Here is a 23,085-nt window from a genome sequence, read left to right as displayed (position 1 = left end):
CGACCAGCTCGGTGCAAACGGAGCGGTGGGGGCGGGTCTAGGCGCACCGGCCGATCTTGTCATCACGCCCGGGGGGACAGGTCAATGCGACCGCCTCTCGTCCCGCGGTGGTACGGCGCGGGGGCGTGGCTTGTGTCGCGTCAACGGATATGAAAGGGCGGCGGGTGCAGGATATCCAAGATGACAGACCCGATCGATCCATCCAACACCTCAGAGACGCGACCCGCGGAGACGCCGCCCGTGGGCGCGACTCGTCGCCGTGCGCTGATGCTCGGCGCGGCGGGGGCGGTGTCGGTGGTGACGATCCGGCCGGCGCTCGCGCAGACCGCGGGATCGGTGCTGAACTGCGAGATCCCGGTGCCCGATGCCGGGCATGCGGGGCGCTATATCGCCGCGGACGGCTCGCTCGTCGCGCCGGGCACCGCGGGCGCTTTTCCGCCGCCGGTCCGTCCGCTCAAGGGCGAGGAGGTGCGCCGCGCACTGGCCAACGGCTATACGCTGCCGGGCGTCGATAACGAGCGCAGCCGCGCTTATCTGAAATACGTCTCGCGACTCCAGCGCGGGACGAGCGGGTTCACCTGCTTCGCCTCGCTGCAGATGCCGCGCGCCTGAGCGCGATGGCGCTCCGCTATCGCGCGCCGGACGCCGACGCGCTGCGTGTCGTCGATCTGGGCGACATCGTCGCGATCCTCCACCGTCGATCCGGGATGACTCATCTGGTCGCGTCACCTGCGCCGGAGATCCTGGCGATGTTGTCAGGCGATGGGATGACGCTCGATGCGCTTTCGTCCGCGCTCGCGGCGGCGTATGACATGGTCGCCGATGGGGCGGCGTTGCGCGCGCGGGTCGACGAGCTGGTCGAGGCCGGGCTGGTCGAGGCGGGGCTGGTCGAGGCGCGATGAGGCATTCCACGACGGTGCGGATCGGGCCGGTCGGGTTTCGCGTCGGCAGCGACTGGCGCGCGCCGATCGCTGCGCTTCGCGACCTGTATCGCGACTACCCGCGGCCCGAGGTCGCCGACTTCACCGTGCGGCTGTTCGCGGCGCGTCCGTGGCGGCGTGTGGTGCGGCCGTCGGTGACGATCGGGGGCGATTACATTTTGCCCGATGCGCTGCCGTTGCCGTTGCGCCAGGGGGTGCTCGCGGCGGAGATGGGGATGAACCTCCAGATGGCGCTGGGTCAGCGGCGCTACCTGCTGCTCCACGCGTCGAGCGTCGAGCGCGACGGGCGCGCGATCGTCATGACGGGCGAATCGGGGGCGGGGAAGTCGACGCTGGCGGCGCTGCTGATGACGCGCGGATGGCGGCTGATGGGCGACGAGTTCGCGCTGCTCGATCCCGAGACCGGGCTGCTCCACGCCTTCCCTCGCGCGATCAGCCTTAAGAACGCGGCGATCGGGGTGATGGAACGCGCGGCGGCGGGCGCGCGGTTCGGCGCGCTGCTGGCGGGGACGCCCAAGGGGGACATCCGCCATCTCGTCCCCGATGCGCGCGCGATCGCGGCGATGGCGGAGCCCGCGACGCCGGCGCTGATCCTGTTTCCGCGGTTCGGGGAAGCGCCCGATGCGCGTGAAGTTGGCGCGGGCGAGGCGTTCGTGCGGCTGACGCAGGCGTCGACCAACTACACCGCGCTGGGAGAGCGCGGGTTCGATGCGCTGACCCGGCTGGTGACGACGGTGCCTGCGCGGGCGATCGACTATCCCGATACGCAGGGCGCGATCGATGCTGTGGAGGCCGCGTGGCGCGCGCTGTGATTCGGGACGCTTCGGTGCTCGCGCAGGTGCTGGCCGAGCCCGGGCGTGCGCTGGCGCTGGATGCGGACGCTTGGACCGCACTGATCGCGATCGCGCGCGCGGAGCAGCTGGCGGGGACGCTGGCGATGCGGCTCGACGGCGTCGCGGTGCCGGCAGCGGTGGCGGGGATGCTCGAGGAGGCGCGGTGGGGGGCGGAGGAGCAGCGGCGGCAGGCCCTGTGGGAGGCGGAGATGGCGCGGCGTGCGCTGGCGCCGCTCGGGGCGCCCGTCGTACTGCTGAAAGGCACCGCGTTCGTGGCCACCGGGCTCGATGCGGGGCGGGGGCGGTCGATCGGGGATCTCGACATCCTCGTGCGGCGCGTGGATCTTGATGCGGTCGAGGCGGCGCTGCTGGCGGCGGGGTGGGAGTGGGTGAAGCCCGATCCCTATGACGACGCCTATTATCGCCGCTGGATGCACGAGTTGCCGCCGCTGATCCACCGGACCCGCGACCGGATGATCGACGTCCACCACACGATCCTGCCGCCGACCGCCCGCGGCGCGCCGGATGCGGCGGCGCTGGTGGCGGATGCGGTGCCGCTGGGGAACGGTCTGGCGGTGCTGTCTGCGGAGGACATGGTGGTCCATGCAGCGATCCACCTGTTCGCGGACGGCGATCTGGCGGGGGCCCTGCGCAACCTGTGGGACGTCGACCGGCTGGCGCGCGAGTTCGCGGACGAGGCCGGGTTCTGGGACCGGTTGCGTGCGCGCGCGGCGCGGCATCGGGCGGAGGGTGCGGTCGGGCTGACGTTGCGGCAGGCGCGGGCGCTGTTCGGGACGCCGGTGCCGGACGACTCGGGCGCGGACGGCTGGTTCGACCGGGTCGCGCGGCGGCGGGTGCTGGCGCGTGACGGCTGGGGACGGGCGACGCGGCCGGTGACGCGGCTGGCCTTCTATGTTCGCTCGCACCGGCTCAGGATGCCGCCTGCGATGCTCGCGCGGCACCTGTGGATCAAATGGCGCCGCGCCTGAGGTTGCGCCCGATCGCGACGACGACAAGGACGCCGATGATGACCGTTGTGTCCGCCAGCCAGTCGTGGATGTCGCAGTCGCGGTGGAGCGCGGGGATCGACTGGAGCACCTCGATCATCGCGCCGAGGAACGACAGCCGCTCGCCGACGAGGTGGAGCGGCATCTTCGGATAGGCGAGCACCGTCAGCAGCGTCAGCGTGCCGAAGGCCAGCATGTGCTCCGCCTTGTCGCCGAACCGGTCGATCGGCAGGAGCGGCGGCTGCGGGAGCAGCGCCATCAGGATCGCGAAGGTGAGCGCGAGGGCGAGCATCAGCCGCCACATCGTCCGCCGCTGAGATTCGATCATAGCCGCGCGAGCGTGGGCAGGAGATCGTCGAAATGATCGATGATCGCGTCGGCGTCCAGATCCTCGACCGGCTGCATCAGGAAGCCGAAGCGGCAGGCGATCGCGGGGATCCCCGCCGCATGCGCCGCGCCGACGTCGAAGATCGAATCGCCGACGAACGCGGCGCGCCCGCCGCCGCAGCGCGCGATCATTTCATGGATCGGGACGGGGGAGGGCTTCGACGTGCCCGGCCCCATCGTGTCGCCCCCGATGACGCAGGCGAACCGCGGAGTCAGCGTGAGGTCGTCGAGCACCGCGCGCGCGAACCGTTCGAGCTTGTTGGTGACGATCGCGGCCTTCACGCCGAGCGCATCGAGCGCGTCGAGAACCGCGAGCGCGCCGGGATAGGGCACGGTCTCGACCGAGATGTTCGCTTCGTAATGGTCGAGCAGGCGGCGGTGGAGGATGTCGAGCGTCTGCTCGTCGCATCCGCCCGTCGCAGCCATGCCCTGTGCCAGCATGTGGCGCGCACCGCCGCCGATCATCGGCTTGACGTCGGCCACCCCCAGCAGCGGTCGCCCGATCGAGGCGAGCGCGTGGTTGACCGCCGCCGTCAGGTCCCCCGAGGTGTCGAGAAACGTGCCGTCGAGATCGAACCCGACGATGTCGAAGGGGATCGATGCGGGATGAAGGGGAGATAAATTCGGCGTCATGGAAGGTGCGCAAGACAGCACCGCTATGGAAATGGCAAGCATTGGCTGGCAGGGCGGCGGGACGAAACCCGATGAGGTCCCGATGTCGTCGCTCCCAAATCCCGTCGCCGCGATCGTCCTTGCCGCGGGCAAGGGGACGCGGATGAAATCCGATCTCCACAAGGTGCTGCACCCGATCGCGGGGCGCGCGATGCTGCTGCATCTGGTCGACAGCGTCGCGCAGCTGGCGCCGGCGCGGACCGCAGTGGTGGTAGGCGCGGGGCGCGAGCAGGTCGAGGCGGCGGTGGCGCCGCTGGGGATCGCGGTGGTGGTGCAGGCGGAGCAGCTGGGGACGGGGCATGCGGTGGCGCAGGCGGCGGTCGCGCTCGACGGGTTCGAGGGCGACGTGCTGGTGCTGTACGGCGACGTCCCGCTGGTGAGCGCGGGGACGATGCGGCGGATGCTAGAGCGGTTGAACGCGGGGGATGCGCCGACGGTGGTGGTGCTCGGGTTCCGGCCCGACGATGCCGCCGCCTATGGCCGGGTGATCCTGGACGGCGGGAGCGACCGAATCGCCAAGATGGTCGAGTTCAAGGATGCGACCGACGCCGAGCGCGCGGAAACGCTGTGCAATTCGGGGCTGATGGCGGTGCGTTCGGGCGATCTGTTCCGGCTGCTCGCGCAGGTCGGCAACGACAATGCGGCGGGGGAATACTACCTGCCCGACATCGTGATGCTGGCGCGCGAAGAGGGCGGGAGCGCGGCGGTGGTCGAGACGGCGGCGGACGAGGTCGCGGGGGTCAACAGCCGAGGCGAACTGGCGGTGGTCGAGCTGGCATGGCAGCGCGAGCGGCGCGCGCGCGCAATGGCTGAGGGCGTGTCGCTGGTCGCGCCCGACACCGTGTGGTTCGCGCACGATACCGTCGTCGGGCGCGACGTGACGATCGAGCCCAACGTGGTGTTCGGCCCCGGCGTGACGATCGCGGACCGCGCGACGATCCATGCGTTCAGTCACCTCGAAGGCGCGAACGTCGGCGAGGGAGCGGAGGTCGGCCCCTATGCGCGGTTGCGGCCGGGCGCGGTGATGGAGCGCGACAGCAAGGTCGGCAATTTCGTCGAGATGAAGAAGGCGGTGCTGGGCGTCGGCGCGAAGGCGAGCCACCTGACCTATCTGGGCGACGCCGATGTCGGCGCGGGCGCGAACATCGGCGCGGGAACGATCACCTGCAATTACGACGGGTTCTTCAAATACCGTACCAGGATCGGCGCGGGGGCGTTCGTCGGCTCCAATTCCGCTCTGGTGGCGCCGGTGTCGATCGGGGATGGCGCGATCGTGGCGGCGGGATCGGTGGTAACCAGAGACGTCGAAGCGGATGCGCTCGTCCTCGTCCGGCCCCCGCAGGAGTCGAAGCCTGGATGGGCGGCCAAGTTTCGTGATCGCATGCGTGCCAAGAAGGAAGCCCGGTAAATGTGTGGAATCGTTGGGATCGTCGGTGCCGAGGATGTCGCGGATCGCCTGCTCGACGGGTTGAAGCGGCTGGAATATCGCGGATACGACTCGGCGGGAATCGCGACGGATCATGACGGTGCGATCGAGCGGCGGCGCGCGTCGGGCAAGCTGGTGAACCTGGCGAAGGAACTCGCCGCGCATCCGCTGCCGGGCCGGACGGGGATCGCCCACACCCGCTGGGCGACGCATGGCGGGCCGACGACGAACAACGCGCATCCCCATGCGACCGACGAGGTCGCGGTGGTGCACAACGGGATCATCGAGAATTTCAAGCCGCTGCGCGACGAACTGATCGCGCGCGGACGGGTGTTCACGAGCGAGACCGATACCGAAGTGGTCGCGCATCTGGTGAGCGAGCAGGTCGAGGCGGGGCTGGCGCCGGCGGATGCGGTGCGCGTGGTGCTGCCGCGATTGCATGGCGCGTTCGCGCTGGCGATCCTGTTTCGCCAGCACCCCGATCTGCTGATCGGGGCGCGGCTAGGGTCGCCGCTCGTCGTCGGGCATGGCGAGGGCGAGACGTATCTGGGGTCGGACGCGCTGGCGCTGGCGCCGCTGACGCAGCGGATCGCGTATCTGGACGAGGGCGACTGGGTCATCTGTACGAAGGATGGCGCACAAGTCTTTGATCGGGATAACAATTCGGTCGAGCGCGCGATCACGATCTCGGGCGTGACGGGCGATCTGGTGTCGAAGGGCAACCATCGGCACTACATGCTGAAAGAGATCTACGAGCAGCCGATCGTCGTCGCGCAGACGTTGCGATCGTATCTCCACCGGATGGAGGGGACGGTATCGCTGCCGATCCCGGAATTCGACCTGTCGGGGATCAAGCGCGCGACGATCGTGGCGTGCGGGACCAGCTTCTACGCCGGAATGGTCGCGAAATACTGGTTCGAGCAGTTCGCGCGGGTGCCCGTCGATCTCGATGTGGCGAGCGAATTCCGCTATCGCGCGCCGGTGATGGAAGAGGGCGGGCTGGCGCTGTTCATCTCGCAATCGGGGGAGACGGCGGACACGCTGGCGGCGCTGCGGCATGCGCGCAGCGAGGGGCAGACGATCGCGGTCGTCTGCAACGTGCCGACCAGCTCGATGGCGCGCGAGGCGGACCTGCTGCTGCCGACGCATGCGGGGCCGGAGATCGGCGTCGCCTCGACCAAGGCGTTCACCTGCCAGCTGGCGGTGCTGGCGGCGCTGGCGGCGAACCTCGCCAAGGCGAAGGGGCGGCTAAGCGAGGCGGACGAGCGCGGGATCGTCAAGCATCTGGCGGAGGCCCCCGCCGCGCTGAACGGTGCGCTGGCGTATGACGAGGCGATCGAGGCGATGGCGGGCGCGGTCGCGAGTGCGCGCGACGTGCTGTATCTGGGGCGCGGCACGGACTATCCGCTGGCACTGGAAGGTGCGCTGAAACTCAAGGAAATCAGCTACATCCATGCCGAAGGTTATGCGGCGGGCGAAATGAAGCACGGGCCGATCGCGCTGATCGACGAGAACGTGCCCGTGATCGTCATCGCGCCGTCGGGACCGCTGTTCGACAAGACCGTGAGCAATATGCAGGAAGTGCAGGCGCGCGGCGGCAAGGTGATCCTCATCAGCGACTATGACGGGATCCAGGCGGCGGGCGAGGGGTGCATCGCGACGATCACGATGCCCAAGGTCCATCCGCTGATCGCGCCGCTGGTGTATGCCGTGCCGGTGCAGCTGCTGGCGTACCATGTCGCGGTGCTGAAGGGGACTGATGTGGACCAGCCGCGCAATCTTGCGAAATCGGTGACGGTCGAGTGAGGATTTGAGGGATTCGGGACGGTAACAATCGACACCGCCCCGAGCGTGGGCTAAACCCCCGGAAATGTCCGATCTTCCCGCGACGCCGTTGCTCGACACGGTCGCCACGCCCGCCGACCTCCGCACGCTCAAGCCCGAGCAGCTCCGCCAACTCGCCGACGAACTGCGCGCGGAGGTGATCTCCGCGGTGGGGACGACCGGGGGGCATCTGGGCTCCGGCCTCGGCGTCGTCGAGCTGACGACCGCGATCCATTATGTGTTCGATACGCCGGCGGACAAGCTGGTGTGGGACGTCGGCCACCAATGCTATCCGCACAAGATCCTGACCGGGCGGCGCGACCGGATTCGCACGCTGCGGCAGGGCGGGGGACTGAGCGGCTTCACCAAACGCTCCGAAAGCGAGTATGACCCGTTCGGCGCGGCGCATTCGTCGACCTCGATCTCCGCCGCGCTGGGCTTCGCGACCGCGAACAAGCTCGCCGGTACGCCCGGCAAGGGGATCGCGGTGATCGGCGACGGCGCGATGTCCGCGGGCATGGCGTACGAGGCGATGAACAACGCCGAGGCTGCGGGCAACCGGCTGGTCGTGATCCTGAACGACAACGACATGTCGATCGCGCCGCCGGTCGGGGGCCTGAGCGCATATCTGAGTCGGATGGTGTCGAGCTCCGAATATCTGGGGCTGCGCGGGCTGGCCAAGAAGATCGCGCGGCGGCTTCCCAGGCGCGTGCAGAGCGCGGCCGAGAAGGCCGAGGAGTTCGCGCGCGGGATGGCGACCGGCGGCACGCTGTTCGAGGAACTGGGCTTCTATTATGTCGGGCCTATCGACGGGCATAACCTCGATCACCTGATCCCGGTGCTCGAGAATGTGCGCGACGCGAAGGAGGGCCCGATCCTCGTCCATGTCGTGACGAAGAAGGGCAAGGGCTATGCGCCCGCCGAGGCGTCGGCGGACAAGTATCACGGGGTGCAGAAGTTCGACGTCATCACCGGCGCGCAGGCGAAGGCGCCGCCGGGGCCGCCACAGTACCAGAACGTGTTCGGCAAGGCGCTGGCGGACGCCGCGGCGACCGACGACCGGATCTGCGCGATCACCGCGGCGATGCCGTCGGGCACCGGGCTCGACGCGTTCGCGAAGGCGCATCCCGACCGGTTCTTCGACGTGGGCATCGCCGAGCAGCACGCGGTGACGTTCGCGGCCGGGCTGGCGGCGCAGGGGATGCGGCCGTTCTGCGCGATCTATTCGACGTTCCTCCAGCGCGCGTACGACCAGGTCGTCCACGACGTCGCGATCCAGAACCTGCCGGTCCGCTTCGCGATCGACCGCGCCGGGCTGGTCGGTGCGGACGGCGCGACGCATGCGGGATCGTTCGACGTCACCTATCTGGCGACGCTCCCCAATTTCGTCGTGATGGCGCCCGCCGACGAGGCGGAGCTGGTGCACATGACGCACACCTGCGTGCTCCACGATTCGGGGCCGATCGCGGTGCGCTATCCGCGCGGCAACGGCACGGGCGTGGCGCTGCCCGCGGTGCCGGAGCGGCTGGAGATCGGGAAAGGCCGGATCGTCCGCGAGGGCAAGACGGTGGCGATCCTGTCGCTCGGCACGCGGCTGGCGGAGGCGCTCAAGGCCGCCGAGCAGCTGGAGGCGAAGGGGCTGTCGACGACGGTGGCCGACCTGCGCTTCGCCAAGCCGCTCGACGAGGCGATGATCCGGCGGCTGCTGACCACGCACGAGGTCGCGGTGACGATCGAGGAAGGTGCGGTCGGCGGGCTGGGCGCGCATGTGCTGACGCTGGCGAGTGACGAGGGGCTGATCGACGGCGGGTTGAAGCTGCGGACGATGCGGCTGCCCGACCTGTTCCAGGACCAGGACAAGCCCGAGGTGCAATATGCGCAGGCGGGGCTCGACGCGGATCATATCGTGTCCACGGTGCTGAAGGCGCTGCGGCATAACGCGCTCGAGGTGGAAGGCGCGCGGGCGTGACGGGCTGGCCCGCGGTCGCGACGACGACGGGGCTGATGGTGGTCGCGCTCACGGGGTTCAACGTGCGGCTGTATCGTCGGATGAAGGCGGCGAGCGCGGCGGCGAAGGCGCGTGCCGAGACGGGCGATGCCGGGCGGGATTGACGCGCTGAACGAGAGCGAGCGCTGCATCCTGCGACTGCTGGCACAGGGGCGCACCGCCAAGACGATCGCGGCGACGCTCGACCTGAGCGTCGGCGCCGTGAACGAGCGGCTCCGCGAGGCCCGGCGCAAGACGGGCGCGGCGAGCAGCCGGGACCTGGCGCGAACGTTGAGCGCCCAGGAAAATCGTGACGAGCGAATCCGGGTGGCGGAATCCACCGCGAACCCGGATCGGTCCGGGCGACCGGCACTGGCGCCGATCGTACGCAGGAGCCTGATCGCGATGGGCTTTTGATGACGGGCGGCGCGATGGCCGCGGTGATGCTTGGGCAGGCAGGGGCGGGCAAGGCGGATGCCGTCGATGCCACCGCGCCGAAGGTGGAGGCGACGTCGCCGCGCGACGGGGCGACGATTGCGCCGGGGCCGTTCGCGCTGACGGTGACGTTCGATCGCGCGATGCGCCCCGACGGCTATTCGTTCGTGACGATCGACGGTGCGGCGTTCCCGTCCTGCGCGGCCGGCGTGACCGCGCTGCCAGACGGGCGGAGCTTTGCGATGACGTGTACGGCTGCGGCGCGCGCGCGCTATGGCGTCGGATTGAACCATGGGCGGTTCCGCAACTTTCTCGGGCGCGACGGCACGGTCGCTTCGGGTCGCGTGATCCGTTTTTCGGTGCGGTGACCGGGGTTTCGTTGCGCGGGGGAAACAAGCGCGCGCTGGGCCGTTGATCGTGGGTCCTCGAACAGGAGACCTGTGTGCGTATCGTCCTTCTCGCGGCGCTTGCCGCTTCGGCCCTTGCCCCCGCCGTTCGCGCGCAGACCGCGCCGCCGCCGATCGACCGCAACGTGATGCATGTGCAGGTGATCCTCGACAAGCTGGGGTTCGGCCCCGGCGTGATCGACGGGCGCGGCGGGCAGTCGCTGGTCGCCGCGCTCAAGGGGTTCCAGGAGAGCCGGGGGTTGCCGGAGACGGGCAAGGCGGATGCGGCCACGCTGCGTGCGCTCTATCCCTATCGTACGGCGCGACCCACGGTGACGATCGCGCTGACGCCGGACATGCTGGCGGGGCCGTTCCAGTCGATCCCGAAGGACTATGTGCTTCAGTCGAAGCTGCCCGCGATGGGGTACACGTCGGCGATGGAGAAGGTGGCGGAGATGTTCCACACCACGCCCGCGGTCTTGCTAGCGCTGAACTCGCCGCAGACGCGGCTGGAGCCGGGATCGAAGGTCATCTTCCCCAACGCGCTGCCGACCAGCCGCGATTATGACGCCAAGCTGCCGGCGACGTGGCGTGCGACGCTGTCGTCGCTCAACGTCGATGCGAACCAGCCGGCCGGGGCGAAGGTGGTGGTCGACAAGTCGGACGGGGTGCTGCGCGTGCTCGACAAGGCGGGCAAGCTGGTCGCGCAATTCTCCGCGACGATGGGATCGAGCCACGATCCGCTGCCGATCGGAACGTGGAAGATCCTGGGCCCGGCGTACAATCCCGACTGGAAGATGAATCCGAAGATCCTGCGCAACGTCAACGACTCGAAGCCCGCGCAGATCATCCCGCCGGGGCCGAACAATCCGGTGGGCGTGGTGTGGATCGACCTGAGCAAGGAGCATTACGGCATCCACGGCACGAGTGCGCCCGAACAGATCGGGCGCGCGGAAAGCAACGGGTGCATCCGCCTGACCAACTGGGACGCGGCGCGGGTGGCGCTGATGGTCAAGGCCGGGATGCCGGCGGTATTCCAGAACTGACCCGGGGACTGGCGGCGTGACGAAGCTGGGCTGGGGAATCCTTGGCGTCATCCTTCTGTCGGTGCTGGCGTTCGCGTCGATGCTGTCGATCGGCGACGGGACGCGGCCGTCGCCGATCGCGCGCGTGAAGGCGCGGATCGAGCCGGTGGTGCGCGATGGCGACCGGCTGACGGTGCCCGTCGCAGGCGTCGCGCGAACGGCGTTGACGGACAGCTGGGGCGACGCGCGCGGCGGCGGGGCGCGGCATCATCAGGCGATCGACATCATGGCGGCAGGCGGCACGCCGGTGGTCGCCGCAGCGCCGGGGACGGTGGAGAAGCTCTTCCAGAGCGCGGCAGGCGGCATCACCGCCTATGTCCGCTCGCCCTACCGCGGCTGGATCTATTATTACGCGCATCTGCAAGGCTATGCGCCCGGGCTGCGCGAGGGCGCGAGGGTCGCGGCGGGCGCGCCGATCGGCTATGTCGGCGACACCGGCAATGCGGGGGCGGGGAACACCCACCTGCATTTCGGGGTGTCGCGGATGCGCGCGGGGGACGGGTGGTGGCAGGGGGAGCCGATCGATCCCTATCCGCTGCTTGCCGAAAAGGGGGCGGATCGCTAACAGGCGCGCCTTCGCTCTTTTCCCATCTGCAGGTCACGCCCATGAAGATCAACGCGGTCGAAATCCGTCCCGGCAACATCCTGGAATATGAAGGCGGCATCTGGCGCGCGGTGAAGATCCAGCACACCCAGCCCGGCAAGGGCGGCGCGTACATGCAGGTCGAGATGAAGAACCTGATCGACGGGCGCAAGAACAACGTCCGATTCCGCTCCGCCGAGAGCCTGGAAAAGGTGCGGCTCGACACCGTCGACTTCCAGTTCCTGTTCCGCGAGGGCGACACGCTGACCTTCATGGACAAGGTGAACTACGAGCAGATCACGCTCGACGCCGACATCCTGGGCGACGCCGCCGCATTCCTGCAGGACGGGATGGACGTGGTGATGGAGCTCTGGGAGGAGCGTCCGATCTCGGTCCAGCTGCCCGACACGATCGAGGCGCTGATCGTCGAGGCCGACGCGGTGGTGAAGGGGCAGACCGCCTCGTCGAGCTACAAGCCCGCGATCCTCGAGAACGGCGTGCGCGTTATGGTGCCGCCGCATATCGGCGCGGGGACGCGGATCGTCGTCGACGTGTACGAGCAGACGTACGTACGGCGCGCGGACTAAGTTTAACTCCCCTCCCGCGTGCGGGAGGGGCTGGGGGTGGGCTCGCGCTCAGCCTCGAACGTACCGGCTGGTATTGGCCGGGAGCCCACCCCCCGGCCCCTCCCGCACGCGGGAGGGGAGTGAGAAGAACCATGGTATCCCATTCCGGCCTGATGACCGTCATCGATCGCGCCGCGCGCAAGGCGGCGCCGCGGTTGCGTCGCGACTTCAACGAGGTGCAGAACCTGCAGGTCAGCCGCAAGGGCCCCGCCGACTTCGTGTCGATGGCGGACCAGCGCGCCGAGCAGACGATCTATGAGGAACTGTCGAAGGGGCGGCCCGACTGGGGCTTCGTGATGGAGGAGCGCGGCGAGGTCGCGGGTGATCCGAACAAGCCGCGGTTCATCGTCGATCCGCTCGACGGCACGTCGAACTTCCTCCACGGCATCCCGCACTTCTCGATCTCGATCGCGGTCGAGGAGCCGATGCCCAACGGCAAGCGCGAGATCACCTCCGCGCTCGTGTATCAGCCGCTGACCGACGAGAGCTTCTGGGCGGAGAAGGGGCGCGGCGCGTGGGTCCAGTCCGAGCGGCTGCGCGTGTCGGGCCGGCGCGAGCTGTCCGATGCGCTGATCGCGACGGGAATCCCGTTCATGGGGCATGGCGACTTCGTCCAGTGGAGCCGCATCTTCGGCGCGGTCGCGCCGCAGGTGGCGGGGATCCGGCGGCTGGGGTCGGCCGCGCTCGATCTCGCCTGGGTCGCGGCGGGACGGTTCGACGGATATTGGGAGAGCGATCTCAAGATCTGGGACGTCGCGGCGGGGCTGTTGCTGGTCAAGGAAGCGGGCGGGTTCGTCACCGATTTCCGCGGGAGCGACCGTCCGCTGGACCGCAACGAGTTCCTTGCGGGGAACGACGTGCTGCATTCGAAGCTGCACAAGCTGGTGGCAGGGGCATTGCGGTGAGAGCCTGATTCCTCCCCGGGACGGGGAGGGGGATCATCCGCAGGATGGCGGAGGGGGGGGCTTCCTCCCACGATACCGTTTGGGGCGATTCCCCTCCACCCCGCTTCGCGCGGTCCCCCTCCCCGTACCGGGGAGGAGTGGCATGTTGCGATTCATTCTCATGGCTCGACGCCTTGCCCCCCTTGGCCCATCCGCCTAAAGCCTCCCCACGTTTTGTTCGCACCTGCGAGAACCGACTTGGTAGACCTTTCGCAATATCTGCCGATCCTCCTGTTCCTGGGGGTCGCGCTGGCGCTGTCGACGGCGTTCGTGTTCCTGCCGATGGCGGTCGCTCGCCTGACCGGCGCGCACAAGCCGACGCCTGAAAAGCTCAGCGAATATGAGTGCGGCTTCCCCGCGTTCGAGGACAGTCGTGCGCAGTTCGACGTGCGATTCTACCTCGTCGCGATCCTGTTCATCATCTTCGATCTGGAAGCCGCCTTCCTGTATCCGTGGGCGGTGAGCGTGTTCAATCTGGGCTGGACCGCATGGTTCTCGATGATGATCTTCATCGGCGAGCTTGCGCTCGGCCTCGTCTATGCATGGAAGAAGGGAGCACTCGATTGGGAGTAGAGCTCACGCCCAATATCGGTGGCGCATCCTCGCTGGTGCAGCCCGACCAGGGGTTCTTCGACAGCCTGAACGGCGAACTGACCGACAAGGGCTTCCTCGTCACCTCGACCGAGGACCTGTTCCAGTGGGCGCGGACCGGCTCGCTGTGGTGGATGACGTTCGGGCTCGCGTGCTGCGCGGTCGAGATGATCCACGTCAACATGCCGCGCTACGACATGGAGCGGTTCGGCGCGGCGCCGCGCGCCTCTCCGCGCCAGTCCGACGTGATGATCGTCGCGGGCACGCTGTGCAACAAGATGGCCCCCGCGCTGCGTCGCGTCTACGACCAGATGTCCGAGCCGAAATACGTGATCTCGATGGGATCGTGCGCGAACGGCGGCGGCTATTATCACTATAGTTATAGCGTCGTGCGCGGGTGCGACCGGATCGTGCCGGTCGACATCTACGTTCCCGGCTGCCCGCCGACCGCCGAAGCCCTGCTGTACGGCGTGATGCAGTTGCAGCGGAAGATCCGCCGCGCCGGGAGCATCGAACGGTGAGGGCGCCGGCCCCGGCCTACGCCGCCAATGACGGCGTGATCGACGCGGCGCGGCTTGCGCTCGGCGACCGGCTGACCGATGCGGTCGACCGCGTCGGCGAGGTCGCGCTCCACGTCCGGCGCGCGGCGCTGGTCGAGACGATGACGCTGCTGCGCGATACGCCGGGGCTGGAATACCAGCAGCTGATGGAGATCGCGGGGGTCGACTATCCCGAGCGGGGGCCCGAGCGGTTCGAAATCGTCTATTGCCTGTTGTCGCTGACGCGCAACCACCGGCTTCGCGTGCACGTGCAGGCGGACGAGGTGACGCCGGTGCCGTCGGTGACGGGGCTGTGGCCGGTCGCCGGCTGGCTGGAGCGCGAGGTGTACGACATGTACGGCGTGCTGTTCAGCGGCAACGCCGATCTGCGCCGGATCCTGACCGACTATGGCTTTCGCGGACATCCGCAACGCAAGGACTTCCCGCTGACGGGCTATGTCGAGCTGCGCTATTCGGAAGAGGCCAAGCGCGTGGTGTACGAGCCCGTCCAGCTCGCGCAGGATTTCCGCACGTTCGATTTCGAGAGCCCGTGGGAGGGCGCGGTCTACACGCTGCCCGGCGACGAGAAGGCTGCGCTGCCCGAGGCCAAGGGTGCGCCGACGCCGTTGAAGGCTGACACGATCGTGAAGGCGGACGCCGCGCAGACGCCGACCTCGCCCAAGCCGGTCGGCGCCAAGACCAGCGAGTCGACCGCCAAGACCGGCGCGGGCGAGCCCGATCCGGGCAACGAGGCGAAGGACAAGCCGGTCGATCCGGACGTCGTTCCCACGAAGGATGGAGGTCAGAACGCATGACCGACACGCTGCACGACACGATCGACCCCGCGCTGGAGAAGATGCTCCACGCGACCGACGCGGCGCACCCCGAGACGGGCGACGTCACGATCCAGAACTACACGATCAACTTCGGCCCGCAGCATCCGGCCGCGCACGGCGTGCTGCGGCTGGTGATGGAGCTGGACGGCGAGATCGTCGAGCGCGTCGATCCGCATATCGGCTTGCTCCACCGCGGCACCGAGAAGCTGATCGAGTACAAGACGTACACGCAGGCGCTGCCCTATTTCGATCGGCTCGATTACTGTTCGCCGCTGTGCATGGAGCATAGCTATGTGCTGGCGGTCGAGAAGCTGCTCGATCTCGAGGTGCCGATCCGTGCGCAGTATCTGCGGGTGTTCTTCGCCGAGCTGACGCGCATCTCGAACCACATGCTCAACCTCGGGTCGCACGTCATGGACGTCGGCGCGATGACGCCGAACCTGTGGATGTTCGAAGTGCGCGAGGACTGCCTCAACTTCTTCGAGCGCGCGTCGGGTGCGCGGATGCACTCGAACTATTTCCGCGTCGGCGGGGTCCATCAGGACGTGCCGCTCAAGCTGCTGACCGATATCGCGGACTGGCTCGATACGCGGCTGCCGCGGCTGTTCGAGGATGCGATCTCGCTGGTGGCGGACAACCGCATCTTCAAGCAGCGCAACGTCGACATCGCAACGGTGAGCCGCGACGACGCGATCCGCTGGGGCTTTTCGGGGCCGATGATCCGCGGGTCGGGGATCGCGTGGGACCTGCGCAAGTCGCAGCCCTATGACGTGTACGACCGGATGGATTTCGAGGTGCCGGTGGGCACGCGCGGCGACTGCTACGACCGGTTCATGGTCCGTGTCGAAGAGGTTCGCCAGTCGGCGAAGATCATGAAGCAGTGCCTGGCCGAGATGCCCGAAGGCCCGATCATGACGACAGACCGCAAGGTGGGTCCGCCCAAGCGCGGCGAGATGAAGCAGTCGATGGAAGCGCTGATCCATCACTTCAAGCTGTTCACCGAGGGCTATCACGTCCCTGCGGGCGACGTGTATGTCGCGACGGAGAGCCCGAAGGGCGAGTTCGGCGTGTATCTGGTCGCGGACGGCAGCAACAAGCCGTATCGCTGCAAGATCCGCCCGACGGCGTTTTCGCACCTCCAGGCGATGGATTTCATGGCGAAGGGCCACATGCTCGCTGACACGACCGCGATCCTGGGTGCGATGGATATCGTGTTCGGGGAGTGCGACCGGTGACGCGTGCGCTCGATCGTATCATGACGGGCGCGATGGCCGTCATCGGGACCATGTCGCTCGTACGTTTCGGCGGCTGGTCCGCGCGCGGCGTGCAGATCGCCGCGATGATTATCGCTGTTGCCGCTGTGCTGCTTTCGATTGCATTGGCGGCCTTCCAGAAGAAGTCGGTACATGGCTGAAGCACCCCAGATCCCTGATGAAGCCGAGACGCGCGCCCGCTGGGGTGGCTTCGCGTGGAGCGAAGAGAACCAGCGCAAGGCGAACGAGATTCTCGCGCGCTATCCCAAGGGCCGCGAGCAGTCGGCGTCGATCCCGTTCCTCGATCTGGCGCAGCGCCAGGTCGGTGCGGAGACGCAGACGCAGGGCTGGCTGCCCGTGCCGGTGATCGAGTTCGTCGCGCGGGCGATCGGCGTGCCGTACATGCGCGTGTACGAGGTCGCGACCTTCTACACGATGTTCAATCTCGCGCCGGTCGGGCGCTATCATGTCCAGGTCTGCGGGACGACGCCGTGTATGTTGCGCGGATCGGACGACGTGCTGGCGGCGTGCAAGAACCACGGTCTGGTGAAGGGGCGGACAACGCCCGACGGCCTGTTCACGCTGACCGAGGTCGAGTGTCTCGGCACCTGCGCCAATGCGCCGATGGTCCAGATCAACGACGACAATTTCGAGGATCTCGATTACGACCGGACGGTCGCGATTCTCGAGGCGCTGGCCAAGGGCGAGGCGCCCGAGCCGGGGCCGCAGACCGGCCGCCGCGCGAGCTGCCCCGAGGGCGGGCCGACCTCGCTCAAGGCGATGGTCGACGCGAACCACGATTATCGGGGGGAGTGGGCGTGAAACCTGCTGTTTGGATAGCCTTGCTGGCGGTCTTCATGGGCGCTGCTCTGACGATGATTCCCGCCCTGATGGCGGCGCGGAAGGGCAAGAAGTGATGCTCGCCGGAGATTTTTATGCTTGAAGATTGGGATCGCATCTTCACCAACGTCTACGGGTTCCAGCCGTGGAACCTCGAGGCGGCGCGTGCGCGTGGCGACTGGGACAACACCAGGGACCTGATGGCGAAGGGCCAGGACGCGATCATCGACGTGATGAAGGCGTCCGGCTTGCGCGGGCGTGGCGGCGCGGGGTTCCCCACCGGCACGAAATGGTCGTTCATGCCCAAGGAACCCAAGCCCGACCGGCCGAACTTCCTCGTCATCAACGCCGACGAGAGCGAGCCGGGCAGCTGCAAGGATCGAGAGATCATCCGCCACGATCCGCACAAGCTGATCGAGGGCGCGCTGATCGCGGGGTTCGCGATGCGCGCGCGGGCGGCGTATATCTACATCCGCGGCGAGTATATCCGCGAGGCCGAGGTGCTGTTTGCGGCGGTTGCCGAGGCGTACGACGCCGGTCTGGTCGGCAAGAACGCATGCGGATCGGGCTATGATTTCGACGTGTTCGTCCACCGCGGTGCGGGGGCGTATATCTGCGGCGAAGAGACCGCGATGCTCGAAAGCCTCGAGGGCAAGAAGGGCCAGCCGCGCCTGAAGCCGCCATTCCCGGCGGGCGCGGGGCTCTATGGTTGCCCGACGACGGTCAACAACGTCGAATCGATCGCGGTCGCGCCGACGATCCTGCGGCGCGGGGCGGCGTGGTTCTCCAGCTTCGGCGCGGAGAACAACAAGGGCACGAAGCTCTTCCAGATCTCTGGCCATGTCGAGAAGCCGTGCGTCGTCGAGGAATCGATGAGCATCAGCTTCCGCGAGCTGATCGAGACGCATTGCGGCGGGATTCGGGGCGGGTGGGACAATCTGCTCGCGGTGATCCCGGGCGGGTCGTCGGTGCCGCTGGTGCCCGCCGCGCAGATCATCGACTGCGCGATGGATTTCGACGGGTTGAAGGCGGTCGGCTCGGGCCTCGGCACCGCAGCGATCATCGTCATGGACAAGTCGACCGACATCGTCCGCGCGATCAGCCGCATCTCGTATTTCTACAAGCATGAGAGCTGCGGCCAGTGCACGCCGTGCCGCGAGGGCACCGGCTGGATGTGGCGCGTGATGGAGCGGCTGCGGACGGGCGATGCGGACCTGTCCGAGATCGACATGCTCCAGCAGGTGACCAAGCAGGTCGAGGGCCACTCGATCTGCGCGCTGGGCGACGCCGCGGCATGGCCGATCCAGGGGCTCATCAAGCATTTCCGGCCCGAGCTGGAGCGGCGGATCGTCGAGCGTGGCGGCGGGATGCTGGAGGCGGCGGAATAGTGTTGGTGTCGGCTCACTTTCGCGCGGTGCTCATCGCAATGGTTATGATGACGGCCGGAGTCGGCGGCGATGCCGTGCACGCTGGGCAGCGGCGGGGTGTAGGCACCGGGTCTCTCATTCCGGGGCACAGTTCAGGCTTGGTCACTTCGGGGATGTCGGAAACGGCTGAACTGGATTTGCGCAATCTACCCGATGCGGGGAAACTGAGCATGTATCGCGGTGCCGCATCCTGTGCGGTCAAAGCTGATGCGGCCAAGGCGAAGCGTTATCTTGACTCCGTACTGGGGGGCCAATCCAGTACGCGCTCGTGGATTGCGTTTCGATCGATCTACGAGCGCTGCCTTGACCTCACGAAGCAGGTGGAGAATTTCGCGATCTATGGTGACGGCCGGCATTTGTGGTTGGCGTCGGTGACCGCGGAGGCATATTTGCGCACGCACCCTGGGGCGTCCACGAAGCCTGTACCTATCGCCGCCTTTTACGACGATGCCGCCTTTCAGCGGCTGCCATCGAGCGACACCAAGACGGTTCACTGTCTTGTCCGCACGGAACCGGCAAAGTCGCTGGCGCTGATCGCCGCGGAGGCGGGTTCGACCGAGGAGCGCAAGGCGATCGCGGGGATTGCGCCGGCGATTGGTCAATGTACCGACAGCGGCGCTGTCGTATCGATGAAGGCAGCGTTGCTGCGACTGAATATTGCGCCGGCTTATTATGTTTTGGCCGCGCAGCATGCTGAGAATTCAACGGCAGAAAAGAACTAACATGCCCAAGGTCAAAGTCGACGGCGTAGAGATCGAGGTGCCGCAGGGCGCCACCGTGCTGCAGGCTTGCGAGCTTGCGGGCAAGGAGATTCCGCGCTTCTGCTATCACGAGCGGCTGTCCATCGCGGGCAATTGCCGGATGTGCCTGGTCGAGGTGAAGCCGGGTCCGCCCAAGCCGCAGGCGTCGTGCGCGCTGCCGGCGGCTGACAACCAGGAGATCTTCACGACCACGCCGATGGTGAAGCATGCCCGCGAGGGCATCATGGAATTCCTGCTCATCAACCATCCGCTCGACTGCCCGATCTGCGACCAGGGCGGCGAGTGCGACCTGCAGGACCAGTCGATGGCCTATGGCCGCGGCCACTCGCGCTATGGCGAGAACAAGCGCGCGGTGACCGAGAAATATATGGGTCCGATCGTCAAGACGGTCATGACCCGGTGCATCCAGTGCACGCGCTGCGTCCGGTTCGCGGAAGAAGTTTCGGGCGTCGAGGAGATCGGCGCGATCTTCCGCGGCGAGGACATGCAGATCACCTCGTATCTGGAAAATGCGGTCAAGAGCGAGTTGAGCGGCAATGTCGTCGATCTGTGCCCGGTCGGTGCGCTGACGTCGAAGCCGTATTCGTTCGAGGCACGTCCGTGGGAGCTCAAGAAGACGTTGACGATCGACGTGATGGACGCGGTCGGCACCAACATCCGGCTCGACAGCCGCGGGCGGCAGGTGCTGCGTTGCGTCCCGCGCGTGAACGACGACGTCAACGAGGAGTGGGCGACCGACAAGACGCGCCATGCGGTCGACGGCTTGGTGCGCAAGCGGCTCGACAAGCCCTATGTGCGGCGCGGCGGCAAGCTGGTGCCGGTGACGTGGGACGAGGCGTTCGCGGCGATCGCGGCGGTCGATGCAGGCAGCAGCGTCGCGGCGGTCGCGGGCGATCTGGTCGATTGCGAGACGATGTATGCCGCCAAGGCGCTGCTGAAGGCATGCGGGTCGTCGCTGCTCGAGGGGCGGCAGACGGGCATGGACTATGACACGTCGAGCCTGGCCGCGGTCAATTTCAACACGACGATCGCGGGCACCGAGGACGCGGACGCGATCCTGCTGGTGGGCACCAACCTGCGCTGGGAAGCGCCGCTGGTGAACACGCGGATCCGCAAGGCGATCAAGAAGGGCGCGAAGGTCTTCGCGATCGGGCCGGAGACCGAGCTGACGTACAAGGTCGAGTGGCTGGGTGCGGATCTGGGCGCGCTCGGCGCGCTTTCCGAGGCGGTGACAGACGCGTTCGCAGCGGCGAAGAAGCCGATGGTGATCGTCGGTGGTGCCGCGCTCAAGGGTGCGCATGGCGCGGCGATCGGGCTGGTCGAGACGCTGGGTCTGGTCCGCGAGGGCTGGAACGGGTTCAACGTCGTCCATATGGCGGCGGCGCGGATGGGCGGGCTGATGCTCGGCTATGCGCAGGCGGGCGGCGTGGCCGATACGTACGGCGCCAAGCTTGTCTATTTCCTCGGCGCTGACGAGTGCGACTTCACGAAGTTCACCGGGTTCAAGGTATATGTCGGGCATCACGGCGACCGCGGCGCGCATCATGCCGACGTCGTCCTGCCGGGCGCGAGCTATGCCGAGAAGTCGGGCACCTGGGTCAATCTCGAGGGACGCGTCCAGCGCGGCAACCGCGCGGTATTCCCGCCGGGCGATGCGCGCGAGGACTGGACGATTTTCCGCGCGCTGTCCGAGACGCTCGGTAAGACGCTGGGGTTCGATACGATCGAGCAGCTGCGGGCGGACATGGCGCTCGATCAGCCGTTGCTCGCGGAAGAGGGACTGGTGACGTTCCCGTGGTCCGCGCCGTCGCTGAGTACGACCGCATCCGGGGAGCTCGAGGGGTATCCGATCAAGGACTTCTACCTGACCAACGCGATCTGTCGTGCGTCGCCGACGATGCAGCGCTGCTCGGCGGAGCTGGTGCATGGCGAAGCGTTCGCGGAGGCGGCGGAGTGATGGGCCTTGGAGCAAATCTTCGAAGGTCTTCTGGAATGGGCGGCACGGTTCGGGCCGCGCTGGTTGCGGATGATCGTGGCGGGACTATTAATTGCTTGCGCGGTCGCGCTGCTGACAGTCGGATTATGGTGGCCGAGGTGACGAAGTGACCGCACTCTTCACATCCTGGGGCATGGATTACGGTTGGGCGTGGTTCGCCGCGACCATGATCGGGATCCTCGTCATCGCGCTGCCGCTGATGCTGGCGGTGGCGATGATCATCTATGCTGATCGCAAGATCTGGGCGGCGATGGCGCTGCGGCGCGGGCCGAACGTGGTCGGGCCGTTCGGATTGCTCCAGTCGTTCGCGGACGGCCTGAAGGTGTTCCTTCAGGAGACGATCATCCCCGCCGCGGCGAACCGCGGGCTGTTCCTGCTGGCGCCGATCATCACGTTCACGGTCGCGCTGATCGTGTGGGCGGTGGTGCCGTTCTCGCCGGGCGTGCTGGTGTCGGACATCAATGTCGGGCTGCTCTACGTCCTCGCGGCGTCGTCGCTGGGCGTGTACGGGATCATCCTGGCAGGCTGGTCGTCCAACTCCAAATATCCGTTCTTCTCCGCGATCCGCGCGGCCGCGCAGATGGTGAGCTACGAAGTCGCGATCGGGTTCATCCTGATCTCGGTCGTGCTGTGGGCTGGCAGCTTCAACCTGACCGCGATCGTCGAGGCGCAACGCGCGATCTATGCGCTCGTGCCCGTCAACGGGTTCGGGTTCAACCCGCTGCTGTTTCCGATGGCGGTGATGTTCTTCATCTCGTCGCTCGCGGAGACGCAGCGCGCGCCGTTCGACCTGACCGAGGCGGAGTCGGAGCTGGTCGCGGGCTATCAGACCGAATATTCGTCGATGGCGTTCGCGCTCTACTGGCTCGGCGAATATGCCAACGTGCTGCTGATGTGCACGCTGAACGCCACGCTGTTCTGGGGCGGATACCTGCCGCCGTTCGACTGGGCGCCGCTGTACATGGTGCCGGGAATCCTCTGGCTGTTCGCCAAGATCCTGTTCTTTTTCTTCCTGTTCAGCTGGGTGAAGGCGACCGTCCCGCGCTATCGCTACGACCAGCTGATGCGGCTGGGCTGGAAGATCTTCCTGCCGGTGTCGCTGTTCTGGGTCTTCCTCGTCTCCGGTGTGCTGATGTATATGCGGGTAGGGTTCTGAAAAATGTCGATCGCACAGCATATCAAGGCGTTCACCCTGTGGGAGTTCGTCAAGGCGCACGCGCTGACGCTGAAGTATTTCTTCAAGGCGAAGGCGACGATCAACTATCCGTTCGAGAAGAACCCGCAGAGCCCGCGCTTCCGCGGCGAGCATGCGCTGCGCCGTTATCCCAACGGGGAAGAGCGCTGCATCGCGTGCAAGCTGTGCGAGGCGGTGTGCCCGGCGCAGGCGATCACGATCGAGGCGGAGCCGCGCGACGACGGTTCGCGCCGCACGACGCGCTACGACATCGACATGACGAAGTGCATCTATTGCGGTCTGTGCCAGGAAGCGTGCCCGGTCGACGCGATCGTCGAGGGGCCGAATATCGAGTTCGCGACCGAGACGCGCGAGGAGCTGATCTACGACAAGTCCAAGCTGCTCGACAATGGCGACCGGTGGGAGCGGGCGATCGCCGCGAACCTTGCCGCCGATGCGCCGTACCGTTAATGCGCGCCCATATCGATTCAGACCCGTTCGTTGCGGGGCAGGCTAGGGGGCCGGCTTTCTT

The 23,085-nt window shown here is 67.4% G+C and carries 27 protein-coding genes; 25 read left to right on the top strand and 2 right to left on the bottom strand.

Annotated features, from left to right (window positions below):
• The first annotated feature begins 180 nt into the window (after positions 1–180).
• Genes ACV7NO_RS11930 through ACV7NO_RS11915 form a run of 4 tightly spaced genes read left to right on the top strand, consistent with a single transcriptional unit; the run spans position 181 to position 2,763 of the window.
• Positions 181–612, top strand: a complete 432-nt coding sequence (locus ACV7NO_RS11930) for a hypothetical protein (protein ID WP_463406208.1) — start codon at positions 181–183, stop codon at positions 610–612.
• A gap of 5 nt (positions 613–617) precedes the next feature.
• A complete protein-coding gene (locus ACV7NO_RS11925; protein ID WP_463406207.1) occupies positions 618–902 on the top strand; it encodes an HPr-rel-A system PqqD family peptide chaperone in 285 nt (94 codons plus the stop codon).
• Positions 899–1,753, top strand: a complete 855-nt coding sequence (locus ACV7NO_RS11920) for an HprK-related kinase A (protein ID WP_463406206.1) — start codon at positions 899–901, stop codon at positions 1,751–1,753. Before ACV7NO_RS11925 ends, ACV7NO_RS11920 begins: the two co-directional genes overlap by 4 nt.
• On the top strand, positions 1,753–2,763 hold the full coding sequence (locus ACV7NO_RS11915) for a nucleotidyltransferase domain-containing protein (protein ID WP_463407333.1): 1,011 nt from the start codon (positions 1,753–1,755) through the stop codon (positions 2,761–2,763). Before ACV7NO_RS11920 ends, ACV7NO_RS11915 begins: the two co-directional genes overlap by 1 nt.
• Here the strand turns inward: ACV7NO_RS11915 and ACV7NO_RS11910 are convergent.
• Positions 2,744–3,109: a VanZ family protein gene (locus ACV7NO_RS11910; RefSeq protein WP_463406205.1), complete on the bottom strand. Its 366-nt coding sequence runs from the start codon at positions 3,107–3,109 to the stop codon at positions 2,744–2,746. The two genes, ACV7NO_RS11915 and ACV7NO_RS11910, sit on opposite strands and share 20 nt — an antisense overlap.
• Positions 3,106–3,801, bottom strand: a complete 696-nt coding sequence (locus ACV7NO_RS11905) for an HAD hydrolase-like protein (RefSeq protein ID WP_463406204.1) — start codon at positions 3,799–3,801, stop codon at positions 3,106–3,108. Before ACV7NO_RS11905 ends, ACV7NO_RS11910 begins: the two co-directional genes overlap by 4 nt.
• An 82-nt stretch (positions 3,802–3,883) precedes the next feature.
• Here ACV7NO_RS11905 and glmU point away from each other — a divergent pair, with 82 nt between their 5' ends.
• The 21 genes from glmU (at position 3,884) to nuoI (ending at position 23,024) form a co-directional block, all read left to right on the top strand.
• A complete protein-coding gene (glmU, locus tag ACV7NO_RS11900; protein ID WP_463406203.1) occupies positions 3,884–5,248 on the top strand; it encodes a bifunctional UDP-N-acetylglucosamine diphosphorylase/glucosamine-1-phosphate N-acetyltransferase GlmU in 1,365 nt (454 codons plus the stop codon).
• Positions 5,249–7,072, top strand: coding sequence for a glutamine--fructose-6-phosphate transaminase (isomerizing) (gene glmS / locus ACV7NO_RS11895; protein WP_463406202.1), 1,824 nt, complete (start codon positions 5,249–5,251; stop codon positions 7,070–7,072).
• A 64-nt stretch (positions 7,073–7,136) separates the two neighbouring features.
• Positions 7,137–9,059: a 1-deoxy-D-xylulose-5-phosphate synthase gene (dxs, locus tag ACV7NO_RS11890; RefSeq protein WP_463406201.1), complete on the top strand. Its 1,923-nt coding sequence runs from the start codon at positions 7,137–7,139 to the stop codon at positions 9,057–9,059.
• Complete coding sequence (locus ACV7NO_RS11885; protein WP_463406200.1) at positions 9,056–9,202, top strand: hypothetical protein; 147 nt, start codon at positions 9,056–9,058, stop codon at positions 9,200–9,202. Before dxs ends, ACV7NO_RS11885 begins: the two co-directional genes overlap by 4 nt.
• Positions 9,186–9,494 carry a LuxR C-terminal-related transcriptional regulator gene (locus ACV7NO_RS11880; RefSeq protein WP_463406199.1) on the top strand — a complete coding sequence of 103 codons (309 nt, stop codon included), beginning with the start codon at positions 9,186–9,188 and terminating at the stop codon, positions 9,492–9,494. The genes ACV7NO_RS11885 and ACV7NO_RS11880 overlap by 17 nt, the downstream gene beginning before the upstream one ends.
• Positions 9,494–9,880 carry an Ig-like domain-containing domain gene (locus ACV7NO_RS11875; protein ID WP_463406198.1) on the top strand — a complete coding sequence of 129 codons (387 nt, stop codon included), beginning with the start codon at positions 9,494–9,496 and terminating at the stop codon, positions 9,878–9,880. The genes ACV7NO_RS11880 and ACV7NO_RS11875 overlap by 1 nt, the downstream gene beginning before the upstream one ends.
• Before the next feature lie 74 nt (positions 9,881–9,954).
• Complete coding sequence (locus ACV7NO_RS11870) at positions 9,955–10,944, top strand: L,D-transpeptidase family protein (RefSeq protein ID WP_463406197.1); 990 nt, start codon at positions 9,955–9,957, stop codon at positions 10,942–10,944.
• Positions 10,945–10,960: 16 nt separating this feature from the next.
• Entirely contained in the window at positions 10,961–11,548 is a 588-nt protein-coding gene (locus ACV7NO_RS11865) for a M23 family metallopeptidase (protein WP_463406196.1), read from the top strand.
• A gap of 41 nt (positions 11,549–11,589) precedes the next feature.
• On the top strand, positions 11,590–12,153 hold the full coding sequence (gene efp, locus ACV7NO_RS11860) for an elongation factor P (RefSeq protein ID WP_463406195.1): 564 nt from the start codon (positions 11,590–11,592) through the stop codon (positions 12,151–12,153).
• 131 nt (positions 12,154–12,284) lie between these two features.
• Entirely contained in the window at positions 12,285–13,097 is an 813-nt protein-coding gene (locus ACV7NO_RS11855) for an inositol monophosphatase family protein (protein WP_463406194.1), read from the top strand.
• Between the two features lie 237 nt (positions 13,098–13,334).
• Complete coding sequence (ndhC, locus tag ACV7NO_RS11850) at positions 13,335–13,709, top strand: NADH-quinone oxidoreductase subunit A (RefSeq protein ID WP_463406193.1); 375 nt, start codon at positions 13,335–13,337, stop codon at positions 13,707–13,709.
• Positions 13,700–14,248, top strand: a complete 549-nt coding sequence (locus ACV7NO_RS11845; protein WP_463406192.1) for a NuoB/complex I 20 kDa subunit family protein — start codon at positions 13,700–13,702, stop codon at positions 14,246–14,248. Before ndhC ends, ACV7NO_RS11845 begins: the two co-directional genes overlap by 10 nt.
• Positions 14,245–15,081 carry an NADH-quinone oxidoreductase subunit C gene (locus tag ACV7NO_RS11840; protein WP_463406191.1) on the top strand — a complete coding sequence of 279 codons (837 nt, stop codon included), beginning with the start codon at positions 14,245–14,247 and terminating at the stop codon, positions 15,079–15,081. Before ACV7NO_RS11845 ends, ACV7NO_RS11840 begins: the two co-directional genes overlap by 4 nt.
• A gap of 20 nt (positions 15,082–15,101) precedes the next feature.
• Positions 15,102–16,337, top strand: a complete 1,236-nt coding sequence (locus ACV7NO_RS11835; protein ID WP_463407332.1) for an NADH-quinone oxidoreductase subunit D — start codon at positions 15,102–15,104, stop codon at positions 16,335–16,337.
• Complete coding sequence (locus ACV7NO_RS11830) at positions 16,334–16,516, top strand: hypothetical protein (protein WP_463406190.1); 183 nt, start codon at positions 16,334–16,336, stop codon at positions 16,514–16,516. The genes ACV7NO_RS11835 and ACV7NO_RS11830 overlap by 4 nt, the downstream gene beginning before the upstream one ends.
• On the top strand, positions 16,509–17,177 hold the full coding sequence (locus tag ACV7NO_RS11825; protein WP_463406189.1) for a complex I 24 kDa subunit family protein: 669 nt from the start codon (positions 16,509–16,511) through the stop codon (positions 17,175–17,177). Before ACV7NO_RS11830 ends, ACV7NO_RS11825 begins: the two co-directional genes overlap by 8 nt.
• A 113-nt stretch (positions 17,178–17,290) precedes the next feature.
• Positions 17,291–18,583, top strand: a complete 1,293-nt coding sequence (gene nuoF / locus ACV7NO_RS11820; RefSeq protein ID WP_463406188.1) for an NADH-quinone oxidoreductase subunit NuoF — start codon at positions 17,291–17,293, stop codon at positions 18,581–18,583.
• Between the two features lie 38 nt (positions 18,584–18,621).
• Positions 18,622–19,344: a hypothetical protein gene (locus ACV7NO_RS11815; protein WP_463406187.1), complete on the top strand. Its 723-nt coding sequence runs from the start codon at positions 18,622–18,624 to the stop codon at positions 19,342–19,344.
• A 1-nt stretch (position 19,345) separates the two neighbouring features.
• Complete coding sequence (nuoG, locus tag ACV7NO_RS11810; protein WP_463406186.1) at positions 19,346–21,340, top strand: NADH-quinone oxidoreductase subunit NuoG; 1,995 nt, start codon at positions 19,346–19,348, stop codon at positions 21,338–21,340.
• A 145-nt stretch (positions 21,341–21,485) separates the two neighbouring features.
• Positions 21,486–22,535, top strand: a complete 1,050-nt coding sequence (nuoH, locus tag ACV7NO_RS11805) for an NADH-quinone oxidoreductase subunit NuoH (RefSeq protein WP_463406185.1) — start codon at positions 21,486–21,488, stop codon at positions 22,533–22,535.
• A gap of 3 nt (positions 22,536–22,538) precedes the next feature.
• On the top strand, positions 22,539–23,024 hold the full coding sequence (gene nuoI, locus ACV7NO_RS11800) for an NADH-quinone oxidoreductase subunit NuoI (protein WP_463406184.1): 486 nt from the start codon (positions 22,539–22,541) through the stop codon (positions 23,022–23,024).
• Positions 23,025–23,085 lie beyond the last annotated feature (61 nt).

Source organism: Sphingomonas sp. Ell38C01 (genome assembly GCF_055231975.1).
Note: the sequence above shows the minus strand (reverse complement) of the source record. Positions and strands in the feature narration are given on the sequence as shown.

Excerpts from the sequence above, each read along its gene's own strand:
- nuoG (WP_463406186.1), top strand. The coding sequence starts at position 19,346 with ATGCCCAAGGTCAAAGTCGACGGCGTAGAGATCGAGGTGCCGCAGGGC.
- ACV7NO_RS11825 (WP_463406189.1), top strand. The coding sequence starts at position 16,509 with ATGGCTGAAGCACCCCAGATCCCTGATGAAGCCGAGACGCGCGCCCGC.
- ACV7NO_RS11880 (WP_463406199.1), top strand. The coding sequence starts at position 9,186 with ATGCCGGGCGGGATTGACGCGCTGAACGAGAGCGAGCGCTGCATCCTG.
- ACV7NO_RS11910 (WP_463406205.1), bottom strand. The coding sequence starts at position 3,109 with ATGATCGAATCTCAGCGGCGGACGATGTGGCGGCTGATGCTCGCCCTC.
- ACV7NO_RS11925 (WP_463406207.1), top strand. The coding sequence starts at position 618 with ATGGCGCTCCGCTATCGCGCGCCGGACGCCGACGCGCTGCGTGTCGTC.
- glmS (WP_463406202.1), top strand. The coding sequence starts at position 5,249 with ATGTGTGGAATCGTTGGGATCGTCGGTGCCGAGGATGTCGCGGATCGC.
- ACV7NO_RS11815 (WP_463406187.1), top strand. The coding sequence starts at position 18,622 with ATGGTTATGATGACGGCCGGAGTCGGCGGCGATGCCGTGCACGCTGGG.
- ACV7NO_RS11875 (WP_463406198.1), top strand. The coding sequence starts at position 9,494 with ATGACGGGCGGCGCGATGGCCGCGGTGATGCTTGGGCAGGCAGGGGCG.
- dxs (WP_463406201.1), top strand. The coding sequence starts at position 7,137 with ATGTCCGATCTTCCCGCGACGCCGTTGCTCGACACGGTCGCCACGCCC.
- ACV7NO_RS11905 (WP_463406204.1), bottom strand. The coding sequence starts at position 3,801 with ATGACGCCGAATTTATCTCCCCTTCATCCCGCATCGATCCCCTTCGAC.
- ACV7NO_RS11930 (WP_463406208.1), top strand. The coding sequence starts at position 181 with ATGACAGACCCGATCGATCCATCCAACACCTCAGAGACGCGACCCGCG.
- ACV7NO_RS11920 (WP_463406206.1), top strand. The coding sequence starts at position 899 with ATGAGGCATTCCACGACGGTGCGGATCGGGCCGGTCGGGTTTCGCGTC.
- nuoF (WP_463406188.1), top strand. The coding sequence starts at position 17,291 with ATGCTTGAAGATTGGGATCGCATCTTCACCAACGTCTACGGGTTCCAG.
- efp (WP_463406195.1), top strand. The coding sequence starts at position 11,590 with ATGAAGATCAACGCGGTCGAAATCCGTCCCGGCAACATCCTGGAATAT.
- nuoI (WP_463406184.1), top strand. The coding sequence starts at position 22,539 with ATGTCGATCGCACAGCATATCAAGGCGTTCACCCTGTGGGAGTTCGTC.
- glmU (WP_463406203.1), top strand. The coding sequence starts at position 3,884 with ATGTCGTCGCTCCCAAATCCCGTCGCCGCGATCGTCCTTGCCGCGGGC.
- ACV7NO_RS11855 (WP_463406194.1), top strand. The coding sequence starts at position 12,285 with ATGGTATCCCATTCCGGCCTGATGACCGTCATCGATCGCGCCGCGCGC.